The organism is Pseudomonas sp. P4_C8 (assembly GCF_056401975.1).
On record NZ_JBFUIH010000015.1, the window covers coordinates 13,900 to 30,889 of the forward strand.

The following is a 16,990-nucleotide window of genomic DNA, read 5'->3' on the forward strand; positions in this document are numbered from 1 at the left end:
GCCAGTTACCACCCATCAGACTCTCTATGTGGACACTATGGACGACACCGACCTGCAAGCGCTGATGGCCAGACTCGAACTGCTGATTAGTCGAGTCGAGCAACTAAAGAGTCAAAACGGACTCTTACTAGCTCAGGAAAAGACCTGGCGCGAGGAACGCGCACACCTCATTGAAAAAAACGAAATCGCCCGGCGTAAGGTCGAATCGATGATTTCGCGCCTCAAGGCCCTGGAGCAAGACTCATGAGTTCAAGCAATAGCGTCACCGTGCAGATCCTCGACAAAGAATATTCGATCATTTGCCCCCAGGAAGAACGCAGCAACCTGGTGAGCGCCGCCCGCTACCTGGACGGCAAAATGCGCGAAATCCGCAGCAGCGGCAAAGTCATCGGCGCCGACCGCATTGCAGTAATGGCCGCGCTGAACATCACGCACGACCTGCTGCACAAGGAAGAAAGGCCGGACGTACAAGCCAGCGGCTCGACTCGCGAACAGGTTCGCGACCTGCTGGACCGCGTCGATCTGGTGCTCGCGACCGATCCGGACGTCACCAAGGGCTGATTCGTCGAACCGCTTGGGTTATACTCGCAACACTCCCTGGGGTGCTTGCCAGTTGACCACGTCCCTGAGCCGATTCGCACTACCCTGGAGGCTGCACGTTGGGCTGGTGTGCATGTCCGCTAGACGGAAAGCCTTAAAGCCTACTGCATCTTCCACCTTGAACTTTCGGGTTCAAGGGCTAAGTCAGCAGCGGTTCATCCGGGGAGCCTGATTCCAGTCCGATGCCGGTTTAATTACCGGCATCGGCTTTTTTACGGGTACGCTTTACGTATTCGTCCTGTTGAAGCCTGATTCCATGACCGAACTTGCGCTGCTGCCCCGCCCGCTACTTCGACGCATGCTGCGCAAGGCCCGCCGCGCACTGACCCCCAGTCAGCAGCGCCAGGCTGCTCGCGGGCTGTACAAGCAATTGGCCCAGCAGCCGTTGTTTCGCCGCGCCAAACACATCTCCCTGTACCTGCCGACCGACGGTGAAATCGACCCGCGCGTACTGCTGCGCGCCGCTCAACGCCGGGGCAAGGCGACGTATTTGCCGGTGCTCAGTGCCTGGCCGCGAACCAAAATGGTATTCCAGCGAATTCGCCCGGGCGAAAAACTCCAACCCAACCGTTTCCGTATTCTCGAACCCCGAGCCAACCTTGCCCGACAACGCAAGGTTTGGACACTGGATCTCGTGCTGTTGCCATTGGTGGGATTTGATGATGTCGGCGGGCGGCTCGGAATGGGCGGAGGTTTCTATGACCGAAGCCTGGCCTATCTGGCGCGCCGCAAAACCTGGCGCAAGCCGACGCTGTTGGGGCTAGCCCATGAATGTCAGAAAGTCGAACGATTGGCTCAAGCGAGCTGGGATGTGCCGTTGCAAGGAACGGTAACAGACAAGGCGTGGTATTTCGCAGACTAGACGCCACTGCCATCAGCGGCGTCCAAAAGACAGGTTTAGCGCTTGAAGGCCGACGGCTGTTGTTGCTGAGCGATTTCGATCGGCGCGTCAGTCTTGTTGTTCCACAGGCTTTGGGCATAACCGGTGGTTACGACGCCGAGGCCGAACAAAATAACCAAAATCCATAGTAAATCCGGTTTGCGTTTCATCGATTGCCCCCCAAAGGCACATCAACACGATGACAGCAGCGGTTCCGTTGTAGGTGTAGGCCGTGCAGCAGCGTCAAGCTAAGAAGGCCGGCATTTTGCGACAACGTGATCTGACACGCAAACGCTGGCGTCAACCGACTGTCGGTTTGTCATAAAATGACCTGACAACCTCTCCACTCATCTCGCAAGGAGCAAAATCCATGGCCTATTGGCTGATGAAATCCGAGCCCGACGAACTCTCGATCAAAGGCCTGGAGAAACTTGGCCGAGCGCGCTGGGATGGGGTTCGCAACTATCAGGCACGTAACTTTTTGCGGGCCATGGCGGTTGGTGACGAGTTTTTCTTTTATCACTCCAGCTGCCCGGAGCCGGGAATTGCCGGGATCGGCAAGATTGTCGAAGCCGCGTACCCGGACCCGACGGCGCTGGAGCCTGAGAGTCATTACTTCGACCCGAAGGCCACTGCCGAGAAAAATGCCTGGAGCGCGATCGATGTGGTGCATGTCGAGACGTTTTTCAGGGTGCTGAAGCTGGATTATCTGAAGCAACAGACCGCGTTGGCGGAGATGCCGTTGGTGCAGAAAGGTTCGAGATTGTCGGTGATGCCGGTTACTGCTGAGCAGTGGGCGGCGGTTATAGCACTGCGCTGAAATGTTTTTTTAATGGCCGTTACTTGCTGAGGCGCTTTTGTAGGAGCACGGCTTGCCGGCGATGGCGTCCTTGAGATCGCGCCTTTTGTAGGAGTACGGCTTGCCGGCGATTGCGTCCTTGAGATCGCGCCTTTTGTAGGAGCACGGCTTGCCGGCGATGGCGTCTTTGAGATCGCTATCGCTGGCAAGCCATGCTCCTACAGGATCCAGCATTACTGGATGATCAGGTTGTTAAACAACAAATCCTCAATCACCGGTTTGCCGGTTTCGTCGTTCATTACCTGCTGAGTCTGCTTCAGGGCTTCCTGCCGCAGTTTTTCCTTGGCCTCAACGTTGCTCATCGTCTCGGTCGTCTGCTGAGCAAACAACGCCACCAGCTGATTGCGGATCAGCGGCTCGTTGGCCTTCACCGCTTTGGTGGCATCCTCACCGGTCACGCGCAAGGCCACATCAGCCTTGTACACCTTGAGCTTGGGCGTACCGTCCAGCCCATAGTTGCCCACGAACGGCGGGCTGAGGGTGATGTAATTGACCTTCGGAGCTTCACCTTCTTTAGCTTCTTCGGCCATCGCTGCCACAGGCAGAGACAGGGCCAGCAACAACATGATCCACGCTTTCACAATTCGCTCCTTATCCGGTTTGCGGCCAAGCATAACGACCCGCCGCTCAAGCACAAGCTTATGGCTGACTATCAGGGTCGGGCATGCTCGTTGACCCATCGACTCACACACTTACACTTATCGGCCATCACTCCCAAAGGAATAGCCCTGATGAAAGCCGTGCTGTGCAAAGCCTTCGGCCCTGCCGAATCGCTGGTACTGGAAGACGTCGCCAGTCCTGTCGCCAAGAAGAATGAAATCCTGCTGGACGTGCACGCCGCCGGGGTCAATTTCCCGGACACGCTGATCATCGAGGGCAAATACCAGTTCAAGCCACCCTTTCCGTTCTCTCCGGGCGGTGAAGCGGCTGGCGTGGTTAGTGCGGTGGGCGAAAAGGTCAGCCACCTCAAGGTCGGTGATCGAGTCATGGCGCTGACCGGCTGGGGCAGCTTCGCCGAACAGGTTGCCGTGCCGGGCTACAACGTACTGCCGATCCCACCGTCGATGGACTTCAACACCGCCGCCGCTTTCAGCATGACCTACGGCACTTCCATGCATGCCCTCAAGCAACGCGCCAATCTGCAACCCGGCGAAACCCTGCTGGTGCTCGGTGCTTCCGGCGGTGTGGGCCTGGCCGCCGTGGAAATCGGCAAAGCCATGGGCGCCCGCGTGATCGCCGCCGCCAGCAGTGCCGAAAAACTTGCGGTGGCCAAGGCTGCCGGCGCCGATGAACTGATCAACTACAGCGAAACCAACCTCAAGGACGAGATCAAACGCCTGACCGACGGCCAAGGCGCCGACGTGATCTACGACCCGGTCGGCGGCGACCTGTTTGACCAGGCCGTGCGCGCCATCGCCTGGAACGGCCGCTTGTTGGTGGTTGGCTTCGCCAGTGGACGCATTCCGGAATTTCCAGTGAACCTGGCGCTGCTCAAAGGTGCCGCTGTGGTCGGCGTGTTCTGGGGTGCCTTTGCCCAACGCCAGCCTCAAGACAACGCGGCGAACTTCCAGCAGTTGTTTGGCTGGTTTGCCGAGGGCAAGTTGAAGCCGTTGGTGTCGCAGGTGTATCCGCTGAGCAATGCCGCGCAGGCGATCAATGATCTTGGCCAGCGCAAGGCGGTCGGGAAAGTGGTGGTTCAGGTTCGCTGAGCCTGAAAATGCGGTCTGGGTTGTCCAGACCGCGTTTTTATTGGCCGAGACTAAAACAACTTCCGAACATCCTCCCTCCGGCAATGCCCCCTCCCCTCGCCACTGAAATGCCGGACCTGGCCCCGCACAAAGGTCAAGGCTCGGCCCCCAAAACAGGACGCCACAACCTCCCATACCAACGCAGGACATTTCCCAAAGCTATGTCCTACTCCGGAGCGCAATGCGTCTTTAAGGGCCGCGAAGGACGTTTCCCACACCGCCCTTCACTTATGCCTGTACGACATGTTCATAAAGGAACACACGATCGCCCACATTTCCGCTTTTTGGCCAATACGAACCAGTGCTATTTTCGGTAACGAAACTGTAACATTCGCATCCGCAGTCAAAACAAGAAATCTGGAGCTCTTGAATGTTTGCTTTCTTTCGCCCTGCCGCACATCAGGCTCCATTGCCTGAAGAAAAAATAGACGACACGTACAAACGCCTTCGCTGGCAGATCTTCGCCGGGATTTTCATTGGGTATGCGGGTTATTACCTGCTGCGCAAGAACTTCACCCTGGCGTTCCCGGACCTGATTGCCCAAGGCTACACAAAGGGTCAGCTGGGCGTGGCCATGTCGGCGATTGCGATCGCCTATGGCCTGTCCAAGTTTCTGATGGGCATCGTGTCCGACCGCTCCAACCCGCGTTACTTTCTGCCTTTTGGCCTGGTGGTATCCGCCGGAGTCATGTTCGTGTTCGGTTTCGCACCTTGGGCGACGTCCAGCGTGACCATGATGTTCATCCTGTTGTTCATCAACGGCTGGGCGCAAGGCATGGGCTGGCCGCCGAGCGGGCGGACCATGGTGCATTGGTGGTCGCAGAAAGAACGCGGTCAGGTGGTGTCGGTGTGGAACACCGCGCATAACGTGGGCGGTGGCTTGATCGGCCCGTTGGCGATTCTTGGCATGGGCTGGTTCAACGACTGGCACAGCAAGTTCTATGTACCTGCCGCCGTGGCGCTGCTGGTCGCCGTGTTTGCCTTCATTGTGATGCGCGATACACCGCAATCGACGGGCCTGCCGCCCATCGAGAAGTACAAGAACGATTACCCGGAAGGCTACGACGCCAGCCACGAAGAAGAATTCAGCGCCAAGGACATCTTCGTCAAATACGTGCTGCGCAACAAAATGCTCTGGTTCATCGCGCTGGCCAACGTCTTCGTCTACCTGCTGCGCTACGGCATTCTGGATTGGGCGCCGACCTACCTCAAAGAGGTCAAACACTTCGACTTCGACAAGACGTCGTGGGCTTACTTCCTGTACGAGTGGGCAGGCATTCCCGGCACACTGCTGTGCGGCTGGATGTCGGACAAGATCTTTCGCGGCAACCGTGGCCTGACCGGCATGGTGTTCATGGCGCTGGTGACCGTCGCGACAATCGTCTACTGGCTGAATCCGCCGGGCAACCCGATGGTCGACATGATTTCACTGTTCGCGATCGGCTTCCTGATCTATGGCCCGGTGATGCTGGTCGGCTTGCAAGCACTGGAACTGGTGCCGAAGAAAGCCGCCGGCACAGCGGCTGGCTTTACCGGCCTGTTCGGTTATCTGGGTGGCTCAGTCGCGGCCAGTGCCCTGATGGGTTACACCGTGGACTACTTCGGCTGGGATGGCGGTTTCATCCTGTTAGTCGCCGCTTGTTTGCTGGCGATGGCCTTCCTGGCACCCACGCTGGGACACAAGCAAACCGCCAGTCAGACCCGCGAAGCAGCGATCGCCTGATCGGACTTTGACTTGCAGCGTTTGAGCCGCGCCTCCAGATTTCGGTCTGGCATGGCGTGGCTACGCAGGGCATGCGCCGTCTGCTCCACATAATCGCGAGTGGTGCCATACCGCCCGCAAGCGCTTTCGAACACTTGGCTCAGCACATGATCCGGCAAGTTGCCGGCATAGCTGGGCAGGTGCCGCTCCAATACAAATCCCAATGCCTGAACCTGGTTTCCGTCTTCGAGACGGCAGTTGAGCCAGTGCGGGCGATAGGAGGGGACGGGCATTTCGCGCTGCCACAGCGCGTAAAGCGAGGCTTCCAGTTGTTCTTCGGGCAAGCGATAAGCGAAGCCACTGCAAGAGCCGCCACGATCCAGACCGAACACCAGGCCAGGCATTTCCGGTGTGCCGCGATGCTCGTGAGACCACAGGTACAAACCGCGATGGTAACCATGCACCCGACCGCGAACGCGCTCTACCGCCGTGCACTCTGGACGCCAGATCAATGAACCGTAAGCGAACAACCAGACAGGCCCGCCCTTGTGGCGCGCCATGGTCGACTGCATCGAGCCGAGCAACTGCTCGTGCGTAAGCTGCGGCCCCAAGTCGAGCCGCGGAGGGTAAGCCAGATTCAAAAAAGCCGATTCAATGGCGCTCATGGCGAATAGCGTTCAGCTCCCCGCGTGTAATGAATTACTTAATAGAACGCACCGCTGTAACAATAAGGCACATAAGTTTTAAGGCAATTTAGGTGCCATGGCACAGTTATTAAATTATTGCCCTAACGAGATATAACCTACCGGCATTTATATAAATCTATAAATACCGATCGGCTATATGTGGAGTTATATCGGATAAGACTGCGGATCAAGATCGAGGATCAAAATCGCGGATCAAGATCGCGGCGCGTACGCAAACACATCCGCACGCATCTGATGAGCATCCATTCCGGCTTCAACCAGCGCATCCAGCGTGCCGTAGACCATGGCCGGTGAGCCGCTGGCATAGACATGCAAGGATTTCAGGTCCGGAAAATCCTCGCACACCGCTTCATGCAGCATCCCACAGCGCCCTCCCCAACCACACTGATCACTCACGACTTTGTGCAGGAACAAATTGGGCAGCTTCAACCATTCATCCCAATGTTCAATCTGGTAGAAGTCTTCAGGACGGCGCACGCCCCAGTACAGGTGAACCGGATACTTGAAGCCCGTGGCGCGGCAGTGTTCGATCAGGCTGTGGATCTGGCCCATGCCGGTGCCCGCGGCGATCAACACCAGCGGGCCGTCCGGCAATTCCGCCAGATGCGTATCGCCAAATGGCAGTTCGACTCGCACCATCGGATTGCGCTGAAGCTGGTTGATCAGATTCAACGCACTGCTTTCGCGCGCCAATACATGAATTTCCAGATCACGCCCACCATGGGGTGCGGACGCCAGGGAAAACGCGGATTTTTCGCCGCTTTCACGCTCGATCATCAGGTACTGGCCCGCGTGATAACGCGGTGGTTTACCGGCCGGCGCGCGCAGACGCACACGCCAGGTGTCGCCGCCGACGTCCCTGCATTCAATGACCTGACACGACACGCTACGCACCGGCAGTTCTCCCAGCGCGAGCACGCCATCCCACAGCACGATGCAGTCTTCCAGCGGCTCTGCTATGCAAGTGTAGAACTCGCCATGGTCGCGCACATTACCGGCTTGTTCGACCCGCCCTTCCACCAGCAACGCCGCGCACACGTGGCAATTGCCGTTACGGCAGCTTTGCGGGCATTCATAGCCCAGGCGCCGCGCACCATCGAGAATCCGCTCGCCGGGCAGAATATCCAGCACTGCTCCGGAGGGCTGCAAGGTTACACGCATCAATCTATTCCTAACTGATTCCAGATGGCATCGATCCGTTGGGTCACGGCGTCGTCCTTGACGATCACCCGGCCCCACTCGCGAGTGGTTTCGCCCGGCCATTTATGCGTGGCATCGAGCCCCATTTTCGACCCCAGGCCTGAGACCGGCGAGGCGAAGTCGAGGTAGTCGATCGGCGTGTTGTCGATCATCACCGTGTCGCGCTTGGGGTCCATGCGCGTGGTGATGGCCCAGATCACGTCGTTCCAGTCCCGCGCGTTGATGTCGTCATCAGTGACGATAACGAACTTGGTGTACATGAACTGTCGCAAAAACGACCAGACACCGAGCATTACCCGCTTGGCATGCCCCGGATACGACTTCTTCATGGTCACGATGGCCATGCGGTAAGAACAGCCTTCCGGCGGCAGGTAGAAGTCGGTGATTTCCGGGAACTGCTTCTGCAGGATCGGTACGAACACTTCGTTCAGCGCCACGCCGAGAATCGCCGGCTCATCCGGTGGACGGCCGGTGTAGGTGCTGTGGTAGATCGGCTTGATCCGGTGGGTGATGCGTTCGACGGTGAACACCGGGAAGCTGTCGACTTCGTTGTAGTAACCGGTGTGGTCGCCATACGGACCTTCATCGGCCATCTCACCCGGATGGATCACGCCTTCAAGGATGATCTCGGCAGTGGCCGGGACTTGCAGGTCATTGCCACGGCACTTCACCAGCTCGGTGCGATTACCGCGCAGCAGACCGGCAAACGCGTATTCGGAAAGACTGTCCGGTACCGGCGTTACGGCACCGAGGATGGTCGCCGGGTCAGCGCCCAACGCCACGGACACCGGGAATGGCTGGCCAGGATGCTTCTCGCACCACTCGCGATAATCCAGTGCACCGCCACGGTGGCTCAACCAACGCATGATGACTTTGTTGCGGCCAATCACTTGCTGACGATAGATGCCGAGGTTCTGGCGGTCCTTGTTCGGACCTTTGGTGACGGTCAGACCCCAGGTGATCAGCGGACCGACATCGCCCGGCCAGCAGGTTTGCACGGGGAGCATCGCCAGATCGACGTCGTCGCCTTCGATGACCACTTCCTGGCACACCGCGTCTTTGACGACTTTCGGCGCCATGGCGATGATCTTGCGGAAGATCGGCAACTTCGACCAGGCGTCTTTCAAGCCCTTCGGAGGCTCGGGCTCTTTGAGGAAGGCCAGCAGCTTGCCGATCTCGCGCAGCTCACTGACCGCCTCGGCGCCCATGCCTAGCGCCACGCGCTCAGGGGTGCCGAACAGATTGCCGAGCACCGGGATGTCATAACCCGTGGGCTTTTCGAAAAGCAGCGCCGGACCTTTGGCACGCAGGGTGCGGTCGCAGACCTCGGTCATTTCGAGCACTGGGGACACCGGAACCTGGATGCGCTTGAGTTCGCCGCGCTTTTCCAGGCCGCTGATAAAGTCGCGCAAGTCGCGATACTGCATGCGTGAGCCTCGTATTGGCCGTGCCGTTCGGGGGTGGCAGTTTAGCGCCGAACCCCTCTATTCAGAACCACGAACTGCCGATTGATCAAAAATCAGATAGCAAAAAGCCGGGTTTCCCCGGCTCTAGTGCCCTGTATGGCTGTCTCTGTTAGTCAACTTCGGCGCCGCAAGCACATATCCTGCGTTGCTGCTCCTCGCCATAGCGGGCTATGACTCGTCGCAGCGCCTTGGCTATGAGCCTGCGGCATCCGAATTTGAACTAACGAGACAGCCACACAGGGCACAGCCCTTATCGACTTACTTGCGTTTCATCGACAGGAAGAACTCATCGTTGGTCTTGGTCGTTTTCAGCTTGTCGACCAGGAACTCGATGGCAGCGATTTCGTCCATCGGGTGCAGCAGCTTGCGCAGGATCCACATGCGCTGCAACTCGTCGTCGGCTGTCAGCAACTCTTCGCGGCGCGTGCCGGAGCGGTTGATGTTGATGGCCGGGAAAACGCGTTTTTCAGCGATACGACGATCCAGAGGCAGTTCCATGTTGCCGGTGCCTTTGAATTCTTCGTAGATCACTTCGTCCATCTTCGAGCCGGTTTCAACCAGCGCGGTGGCGATGATGGTCAGCGAACCGCCTTCCTCGATGTTCCGCGCGGCGCCGAAGAAACGTTTCGGTTTCTCCAGGGCGTGGGCATCGACACCACCGGTCAGTACCTTGCCGGAGCTCGGGATCACGGTGTTGTAGGCGCGAGCCAGACGGGTGATGGAGTCGAGCAGGATCACCACGTCTTTCTTATGTTCGACCAGGCGCTTGGCCTTCTCGATCACCATTTCGGCAACCTGCACGTGGCGGGTTGGCGGCTCGTCGAACGTCGAGGCAACCACTTCGCCGCGCACGGTGCGCTGCATTTCGGTTACTTCTTCCGGACGTTCGTCGATCAGCAGAACGATCAGATGAACTTCAGGATTGTTACGGGCGATGTTCGCTGCAATGTTCTGCAGCATGATGGTTTTACCGGCTTTCGGCGGTGCAACGATCAGACCGCGCTGGCCTTTGCCGATCGGGGCGCACAGGTCGATGACACGACCGGTCAAGTCTTCGGTGGAACCGTTACCGGCTTCCATCTTCATGCGCACAGTCGGGAACAGCGGGGTCAGGTTCTCGAAGAGAATCTTGTTTTTCGCGTTCTCGGGACGATCGTAGTTGATCGTATCAACCTTGAGCAGCGCGAAATAACGCTCGCCTTCCTTTGGAGGGCGGATCTTGCCAACGATGGTGTCACCGGTGCGCAAGTTAAAGCGGCGGATCTGGCTTGGCGAGACGTAGATATCGTCCGGGCCGGCCAGATAGGAAGCGTCAGCGGAGCGCAGGAAGCCGAAGCCGTCCTGGAGAATCTCCAGCACGCCATCACCGGAGATTTCCTCGCCGCTTTTAGCGTGCTTTTTGAGCAGGGAGAAAATCACGTCCTGCTTGCGCGAACGGGCCATATTTTCTATGCCCATCTGTTCGGCCAATTCGAGCAGTTCGGTAATCGGCTTTTGCTTGAGTTCAGTCAGATTCATATAGGAATGACGTAATCATTTATGGAGGGGGGAAATTAAGCTTTTGGCTTAATGAGGCCGCGCCGCAGAGAAGGCGACAGGATCGCGTACTTATTCGAAAAGGAGTGCGTCGGCGACGGCTAGCAGGGGGCAATGGAGAAACCAGTGCGGGGCCGAATGTAACACCTGAGTTTCGGAGCGTCTAGCCCTGAATAACGAAAAGGCCCCGCAATGTGCGGGGCCTTTTTGATGACGCTTAAATCGACGCTTAAATGTTGGCGTCGAGGAAAGCAGCCAGCTGCGACTTGGACAGTGCGCCGACCTTGGTCGCTTCAACGTTGCCGTTCTTGAACAGCATCAGCGTCGGGATACCACGCACGCCATGCTTGGCCGGTGTTTCCTGGTTTTCGTCGATGTTCAGTTTGGCAACGGTCAGCTTGCCTTTGTAGGTTTCAGCAATTTCGTCCAGAACAGGAGCGATCATTTTGCAAGGGCCGCACCATTCAGCCCAGTAGTCGACCAGTACAGCGCCTTCGGCCTTGAGTACGTCGGCCTCGAAGCTAGCGTCGCTAACGTGTTTGATAAGATCGCTGCTCATGGAAGTCTCCAGGTTGTAAGCAAAAAAACGTGGCCCATCATAGCCGCCCTTCCTTCGTTCAGGAAGGTGCAGATGATTGAGTCTCGCTATGGTGGTCCATGAGTTTGGGTATAGCTCAAGTCATGAGGCGGCGGGAGCAACGAAGGCAATACCTGTACGCAGCGCCGCGTTTCGTACATGTTCTTGCATAGCTTTCTGTGCCGCGCCGGAGGCCCGGCGGGTCAGCGCGCGGAGGATTTTTCGGTGTTCCTGCCAGGTTTCCAGGGCCCGTTCAGCCCGGATGAACGGTAGCTTTTGGCTCTCCAGAAAGATCTCGGCGCTGGCGCTCAGGATGCTCAGCATCGCCTGATTCCCGCTGGCCAGCAGGATGCGCCGGTGGAACTCGAAATCCAGCCGTGCCGCCGCCTCGAAGTCGCCGGCCTTCAATTCCTTGCGCATGGCAGCGACGTTGTCTTCCAGCGCATCAAGCTCTTGAGTGCTCAGGGTCACCGCCGCCAAACCGGCGGCAAAACCCTCCAGGGCATAACGCAACTGGAAAATATCCAGCGGCGAGGCTTGGGCAGCGAACGGCCAGCTCACGACGGCCTCGCCACGCGGCAGGTCCACCGGCGACTGCACGAATACGCCTTTGCCTGGCTGGATATTGATCACACCCACTGCGCTCAGCGACGACAACGCCTCACGCAATGACGCTCGACTGACCCCCAACTGCACCGCCAGGTCCCGTTGCGAGGGCAAGGCATCCCCCGGCCCGAATCCTTGCTCGGTGATCAGTTTACGAATGGCTTGCAGTGCCACTTCTGGAACGGCGCGAGAGAGCGAATTCATGGTTTTTCAAACGAACCAGGCCAAAGAGCGGTCAGTTGTAAAGCTAATCGCAGCGCCCGGCAAGTCCTGCCCCATGGGGGTTCGGTGGTTTCCGGCAATGCGCTATCGGGGTGCGAAACACGACCTGACTGTTCAGACCAGTAAGACCGAACAATGTCAGTAAACCCGTGGTCTGCGCCCCCCAAAATCCACTCTTGGCATGGCCCGTGCTCTGTCGATCCGCAGAATTCACTTCTCGCCGATCCGGAGATTTGCCATGACCCAGCGTTACAGCGCCCTCCTTGCCACCCTGTTTGCCAGCCTGATGCTGAGCCAGGCGCCCGCCCACGCCGACGGTCTGGAGGATGTGGTCAAGCGCGGCGTTCTCAAAGTCGCCGTGCCGCAGGACTTCCCGCCGTTCGGCTCGGTCGGCCCGGACATGAAACCGCGCGGCCTGGATATCGATACCGCGAAACTGCTGGCCGATCAGCTCAAGGTCAACCTCGAACTGACCCCGGTCAACAGCACCAACCGCATCCCGTTCCTGACCACCGGCAAGGTGGATCTGGTGATATCCAGTCTCGGCAAGAACCCCGAACGCGAGAAAGTCATCGACTTCTCCAGCGCCTACGCACCGTTCTACCTCGCGGTGTTCGGCCCGCCAGATGCCGACATCAAAAGCCTGGACGACCTCAAGGGCAAAACCGTCAGCGTCACCCGTGGCGCCATCGAAGACATCGAGCTGACCAAGGTGGCCCCCGAAGGCGTGACCATCAAGCGCTTCGAAGACAACAACTCGACCATTGCCGCCTACCTCGCCGGCCAGGTCGACCTGATCGCCAGCGGCAACGTGGTGATGGTGGCGATCAGCGAGAAAAACCCGAAACGCGTACCCGCACTGAAAGTGAAGCTCAAGGATTCGCCGGTCTACGTTGGCGTGAACAAGAACGAGCCCGCGCTGTTGAGCAAGGTCAATCAGATCCTCGCCACCGCCAAGACTGATGGTGCGCTGGAGAAAAATTCCCGGACCTGGCTGAAAGAACCATTGCCGGCCGATCTCTGATTTTCACCAAGGAGACTGAGCATGGCTTATCAGTTCGACTTTCTGCCGGTGGTGCACAACACCGACCTGTTGCTGCGCGGTGCGCTCTTCACCCTCGAGCTGACGGCAGTCGGTGCCGTGCTTGGCGTAAGCCTTGGCATCGTGGGAGCGCTGGTGCGGGCGTGGAACATTCGACCGTTCTCAGCGATTTTCGGGGTTTACGTCGAGTTGATCCGCAACACACCGTTTCTGGTGCAGTTGTTTTTCATCTTCTTCGGATTGCCATCCCTGGGCGTGCAGATTTCAGAATGGCAGGCCGCGGTGCTGGCGATGGTGATCAACCTTGGCGCCTATTCCACCGAGATCATTCGAGCCGGCATCCAGGCGATTCCCCGGGGGCAGCTTGAAGCCGCAGCCGCCTTGGCGATGAACCGCTTCGAAGCGTTCCGCCACGTGGTCCTGCTGCCGGCCCTGGGCAAGGTGTGGCCGGCGCTGAGCAGCCAGATCATCATCGTCATGCTGGGTTCCGCCGTCTGCTCGCAGATCGCGACCGAAGAACTGAGTTTCGCCGCCAACTTCATTCAATCGCGCAACTTCCGCGCCTTTGAAACCTATGCCCTGACCACCCTGCTCTACTTGTGCATGGCGTTGTTGATCCGCCAATTGCTTAACTGGATCGGTCGCCGGTATATCGCCAGGAGTAGCCAATGAGCGATTTCACCTTTTGGGACGTCGTGCGCAACTTGCTCACGGGCCTGCAATGGACCCTGGCGCTGTCGCTGGTGGCGTTTATCGGCGGCGGGTTGATTGGCTTGCTGATCATGGTCATGCGTATTTCGAAAAAATCCGTGCCGCGCAGCTTTGCTCGCACTTACATCGAACTGTTCCAGGGGACGCCGCTATTGATGCAGCTGTTTCTGGTGTTCTTCGGCGTGGCGCTGGCCGGCATGGACATTTCGCCGTGGATGGCCGCTGCGGTTGCCTTGACGCTGTTTACCAGCGCGTATCTGGCGGAGATCTGGCGCGGTTGCGTCGAATCGATTCCCGACGGCCAGTGGGAAGCTTCATCAAGCCTGGCGCTCAATCCACTGGAGCAACTGCGTTACGTGATCCTGCCGCAAGCGTTGCGAATCGCCGTGGCGCCGACCGTGGGCTTTTCGGTGCAAGTGGTCAAAGGCACCGCCGTGACGTCCATCATCGGTTTCACTGAACTGACCAAAACCGGCGGCATGCTCGCCAACGCCACCTTCGAACCCTTCATGGTGTATGGACTGGTTGCCCTCGGTTACTTCCTGCTCTGCTACCCCTTGTCCCTCAGCGCGCGCTACCTGGAAAGGAGACTGCATGCCTCTGCTTAGAATTTCCGCCCTGCATAAATATTACGGCGATCACCATGTGCTCAAAGGCATCGACTTGAGTGTCGAGGAAGGCCAGGTGGTGGCGATCATCGGCCGTAGCGGCTCGGGCAAATCCACGTTATTGCGCACCCTCAATGGCCTGGAGTCGATCAACGACGGCGTGATCGAAGTGGACGGCGAATACCTCGACGCCGCCCGCGCAGACTTGCGCAGCCTGCGGCAGAAAGTCGGCATGGTGTTCCAGCAGTTCAACCTGTTTCCGCACCTGACCGTTGGCGAGAACGTCATGCTCGCGCCGCAAGTGGTGCAGAAAGTACCGAAAGCCAAAGCGGCCGTGTTGGCGCGGCAGATGCTGGAACGCGTAGGGCTGGGGGAAAAGTTTGACGCCTTCCCCGACCGGCTGTCCGGCGGGCAACAACAGCGGGTGGCCATTGCCCGAGCGCTGGCAATGTCGCCCAAGGTGTTGCTGTGCGATGAAATTACCTCGGCGCTGGACCCGGAGCTGGTCAATGAAGTGCTGAGTGTGGTTCGACAACTGGCCAGGGACGGGATGACGCTGATCATGGTCACCCACGAAATGCGATTTGCCCGGGAGGTTGGGGATAAGTTGGTGTTCATGCATCAGGGCAAGGTGCATGAGGTGGGGGATCCGAAAGTGCTATTCGCCAATCCGCAGACGGCGGAGCTGGCGAATTTCATTGGCACAGTGGAAGCGGCGGTTTGAAAGAACTTTAGCGTCTGTAAGGCCGCCTTCGCGAGCAGGCTCGCTCCCACATTGGTTCTGCGTCGGCCGCGAGAATAAGGGCAACATAGGACCTGTGGGAGCGAGCCTGCTCGCGATTGACCGCGCAGCGGTCACCGGCGTCACTGCACTGGATCACGGCTTTGAACACTGCGCGTTGGCGCCAGCCTTTGATCGTGGCAGGATGTCGAGGTTATCGACCGAGACCCCCTGACCATGCCGCAATCCCAAGCCAAGAATCTGTCCCTGATCGCCGCAATCGACCTGGGCTCCAACAGCTTTCACATGGTCGTGGCCAAGGCCCAGAACGGCGAGATCCGCATTCTCGAGCGCCTCGGGGAGAAGGTTCAGCTGGCCGCCGGCATCGACGAAGAGCGCCATCTCAGCGAAGAATCCATGCAACGCGGGCTCGACTGCCTCAAGCGTTTTGCCCAACTGATCAGCGGCATGCCCCCGGGCGCCGTGCGCATCGTCGGCACCAACGCCCTGCGTGAGGCTCGTAACCGCGTCGAATTCATCCGCCGCGCCGAAGAAATCCTCGGCCACCCGGTAGAAGTCATCTCCGGCCGTGAAGAAGCGCGCCTGATCTACCTTGGCGTGTCCCACACCCTCGCCGACACCCCGGGCAAACGCCTGGTGGCAGACATTGGCGGCGGCAGTACCGAATTCATCATCGGCCAGCGTTTTGAGCCGCTGCTACGCGAAAGTTTGCAAATGGGCTGCGTCAGCTACACCCAGCGTTATTTCAAGGACGGCAAGATCACCCCGGCCCGCTACGCCCAGGCGTACACCGCGGCACGGCTGGAGATCATGAGCATTGAACACGCCCTGCACCGCCTGACCTGGGATGAAGCCATTGGCTCCTCGGGCACCATCCGCGCCATCGGCCTGGCGCTGAAGGCCGGCGGCCACGGCACTGGCGAGGTGAATGCCGAAGGCCTGGCCTGGCTCAAGCGCAAGCTGATCAAGCTCGGCGACGTCGAGAAAATCGACTTCGACGGCATCAAGCCCGACCGCCGGGCCATTTTCCCGGCGGGCCTGGCGATTCTCGAAGCGATTTTCGACGCCCTCGAACTCCAGCGCATGGACCACTGCGAAGGCGCCCTGCGTGAAGGCGTGCTCTACGACCTGTTGGGCCGTCATCACCACGAAGACGTCCGTGAACGCACGCTCAGCTCGCTGATGGAGCGTTATCACGTCGATCAGGAACAAGCGGTGCGGGTCGAACGCAAGGCGCTGCATGCCTTCGATCAAGTCGCCAAGGACTGGGATCTGGATGACGGTGTCTGGCGTGAACTGCTCGGCTGGGCCGCCAAAGTCCACGAAGTGGGCCTGGACATCGCGCACTATCAGTACCACAAGCATGGCGCCTACCTGATTGAGCACTCGGACCTGGCCGGGTTCTCCCGCGAGGACCAGCAAATGCTGGCCCTGCTGGTACGTGGTCACCGACGCAACATTCCCAAGGACAAATTCGCCGAGTTCGGCGATGACGGCATCAAGTTGATTCGTCTTTGCGTATTGCTGCGCTTTGCGATTCTGTTCCATCACATCCGCGGCACCCAGCAAATGCCTCAGGTAGAGCTGCGCGCCAATGGCAACAGCCTTGAGGTGCTGTTCCCGGAGAAATGGCTGGACGACAACCAACTGACCCAGGCCGATTTCGCCATCGAAGCGGAATGGCTCACCCGCGTCGACATTGTCCTGAACGCTCGCTGAAACACGCTCTTGTAGGAGCACGGCTTGCCGGCGATGGCGATCTCACGGGCGCCATCGCCGGCAAG

Annotated in this window: 20 protein-coding genes and 1 other RNA gene; 12 read left to right on the plus strand and 9 right to left on the minus strand. The window is 58.8% G+C overall.

Features of this window, described 5'->3' with window-relative positions; translation table 11 throughout:
* Positions 1–37: 37 nt before the first annotated feature.
* From AC1DWM_RS11595 to AC1DWM_RS11610, 4 genes are all read left to right on the plus strand, one after another.
* Entirely contained in the window at positions 38–247 is a 210-nt protein-coding gene (locus AC1DWM_RS11595; RefSeq protein ID WP_223517825.1) for a TIGR02449 family protein, read from the plus strand.
* Positions 244–561, plus strand: a complete 318-nt coding sequence (locus tag AC1DWM_RS11600) for a cell division protein ZapA (protein WP_007942435.1) — start codon at positions 244–246, stop codon at positions 559–561. Before AC1DWM_RS11595 ends, AC1DWM_RS11600 begins: the two co-directional genes overlap by 4 nt.
* 30 nt (positions 562–591) lie before the next feature.
* A non-coding RNA gene (ssrS, locus tag AC1DWM_RS11605) (6S RNA) lies at positions 592–770 on the plus strand.
* Positions 771–856: 86 nt separating this feature from the next.
* Positions 857–1,462: a 5-formyltetrahydrofolate cyclo-ligase gene (locus AC1DWM_RS11610; RefSeq protein ID WP_223517824.1), complete on the plus strand. Its 606-nt coding sequence runs from the start codon at positions 857–859 to the stop codon at positions 1,460–1,462.
* 35 nt (positions 1,463–1,497) lie between these two features.
* Here AC1DWM_RS11610 and AC1DWM_RS11615 read toward each other — a convergent pair whose 3' ends face one another.
* A complete protein-coding gene (locus AC1DWM_RS11615; RefSeq protein ID WP_007942433.1) occupies positions 1,498–1,650 on the minus strand; it encodes a hypothetical protein in 153 nt (50 codons plus the stop codon).
* Between the two features lie 200 nt (positions 1,651–1,850).
* Between AC1DWM_RS11615 and AC1DWM_RS11620 the strand changes: the two genes are divergently transcribed.
* Positions 1,851–2,300, plus strand: a complete 450-nt coding sequence (locus AC1DWM_RS11620) for an EVE domain-containing protein (protein WP_477795229.1) — start codon at positions 1,851–1,853, stop codon at positions 2,298–2,300.
* Positions 2,301–2,309: 9 nt separating this feature from the next.
* Here AC1DWM_RS11620 and AC1DWM_RS11625 read toward each other — a convergent pair whose 3' ends face one another.
* Both AC1DWM_RS11625 and AC1DWM_RS11630 read right to left on the minus strand, forming a co-directional pair.
* On the minus strand, positions 2,310–2,513 hold the full coding sequence (locus tag AC1DWM_RS11625; protein ID WP_477795230.1) for a hypothetical protein: 204 nt from the start codon (positions 2,511–2,513) through the stop codon (positions 2,310–2,312).
* Entirely contained in the window at positions 2,513–2,920 is a 408-nt protein-coding gene (locus tag AC1DWM_RS11630; RefSeq protein ID WP_223517821.1) for a flagellar basal body-associated protein FliL, read from the minus strand. Before AC1DWM_RS11630 ends, AC1DWM_RS11625 begins: the two co-directional genes overlap by 1 nt.
* 150 nt (positions 2,921–3,070) lie before the next feature.
* On the opposite strand from AC1DWM_RS11630, the gene AC1DWM_RS11635 reads away from it, so the two are divergent.
* A complete protein-coding gene (locus AC1DWM_RS11635; RefSeq protein ID WP_223517819.1) occupies positions 3,071–4,048 on the plus strand; it encodes an NADPH:quinone oxidoreductase family protein in 978 nt (325 codons plus the stop codon).
* 409 nt (positions 4,049–4,457) lie between these two features.
* Positions 4,458–5,810: a glycerol-3-phosphate transporter gene (gene glpT, locus AC1DWM_RS11640; protein ID WP_223517817.1), complete on the plus strand. Its 1,353-nt coding sequence runs from the start codon at positions 4,458–4,460 to the stop codon at positions 5,808–5,810.
* Here the strand turns inward: glpT and AC1DWM_RS11645 are convergent.
* The 6 genes from AC1DWM_RS11645 to AC1DWM_RS11670 all read right to left on the minus strand — a co-directional run bounded on the left by AC1DWM_RS11645 (position 5,783) and on the right by AC1DWM_RS11670 (position 12,085).
* On the minus strand, positions 5,783–6,454 hold the full coding sequence (locus AC1DWM_RS11645; RefSeq protein ID WP_223517809.1) for a gamma-glutamylcyclotransferase: 672 nt from the start codon (positions 6,452–6,454) through the stop codon (positions 5,783–5,785). The genes glpT and AC1DWM_RS11645 overlap by 28 nt on opposite strands.
* 234 nt (positions 6,455–6,688) lie before the next feature.
* Complete coding sequence (locus AC1DWM_RS11650; RefSeq protein ID WP_223517804.1) at positions 6,689–7,657, minus strand: CDP-6-deoxy-delta-3,4-glucoseen reductase; 969 nt, start codon at positions 7,655–7,657, stop codon at positions 6,689–6,691.
* On the minus strand, positions 7,657–9,123 hold the full coding sequence (ubiD, locus tag AC1DWM_RS11655) for a 4-hydroxy-3-polyprenylbenzoate decarboxylase (protein ID WP_223517803.1): 1,467 nt from the start codon (positions 9,121–9,123) through the stop codon (positions 7,657–7,659). Before ubiD ends, AC1DWM_RS11650 begins: the two co-directional genes overlap by 1 nt.
* Before the next feature lie 297 nt (positions 9,124–9,420).
* Positions 9,421–10,680 carry a transcription termination factor Rho gene (gene rho, locus AC1DWM_RS11660; RefSeq protein ID WP_007942421.1) on the minus strand — a complete coding sequence of 420 codons (1,260 nt, stop codon included), beginning with the start codon at positions 10,678–10,680 and terminating at the stop codon, positions 9,421–9,423.
* Between the two features lie 247 nt (positions 10,681–10,927).
* Complete coding sequence (gene trxA, locus AC1DWM_RS11665; RefSeq protein WP_003206727.1) at positions 10,928–11,257, minus strand: thioredoxin TrxA; 330 nt, start codon at positions 11,255–11,257, stop codon at positions 10,928–10,930.
* Between the two features lie 120 nt (positions 11,258–11,377).
* Entirely contained in the window at positions 11,378–12,085 is a 708-nt protein-coding gene (locus AC1DWM_RS11670; protein WP_477795231.1) for a FadR/GntR family transcriptional regulator, read from the minus strand.
* 256 nt (positions 12,086–12,341) lie between these two features.
* Here AC1DWM_RS11670 and AC1DWM_RS11675 point away from each other — a divergent pair, with 256 nt between their 5' ends.
* The 5 genes from AC1DWM_RS11675 (at position 12,342) to ppx (ending at position 16,925) form a co-directional block, all read left to right on the plus strand.
* The gene (locus AC1DWM_RS11675; RefSeq protein ID WP_477795232.1) at positions 12,342–13,127 is read left to right on the plus strand and encodes a transporter substrate-binding domain-containing protein; all 786 of its coding nucleotides are present in this window, start codon (positions 12,342–12,344) and stop codon (positions 13,125–13,127) included.
* Between the two features lie 21 nt (positions 13,128–13,148).
* Positions 13,149–13,817, plus strand: a complete 669-nt coding sequence (locus AC1DWM_RS11680) for an amino acid ABC transporter permease (protein ID WP_223517800.1) — start codon at positions 13,149–13,151, stop codon at positions 13,815–13,817.
* Positions 13,814–14,464: an amino acid ABC transporter permease gene (locus AC1DWM_RS11685; RefSeq protein WP_223517798.1), complete on the plus strand. Its 651-nt coding sequence runs from the start codon at positions 13,814–13,816 to the stop codon at positions 14,462–14,464. The genes AC1DWM_RS11680 and AC1DWM_RS11685 overlap by 4 nt, the downstream gene beginning before the upstream one ends.
* A complete protein-coding gene (locus AC1DWM_RS11690; RefSeq protein WP_223517797.1) occupies positions 14,451–15,188 on the plus strand; it encodes an amino acid ABC transporter ATP-binding protein in 738 nt (245 codons plus the stop codon). Before AC1DWM_RS11685 ends, AC1DWM_RS11690 begins: the two co-directional genes overlap by 14 nt.
* A gap of 234 nt (positions 15,189–15,422) precedes the next feature.
* Positions 15,423–16,925 (plus strand): exopolyphosphatase, encoded by a 1,503-nt coding sequence (gene ppx / locus AC1DWM_RS11695; RefSeq protein WP_223517795.1) that lies wholly within the window; start codon positions 15,423–15,425, stop codon positions 16,923–16,925.
* Positions 16,926–16,990 lie beyond the last annotated feature (65 nt).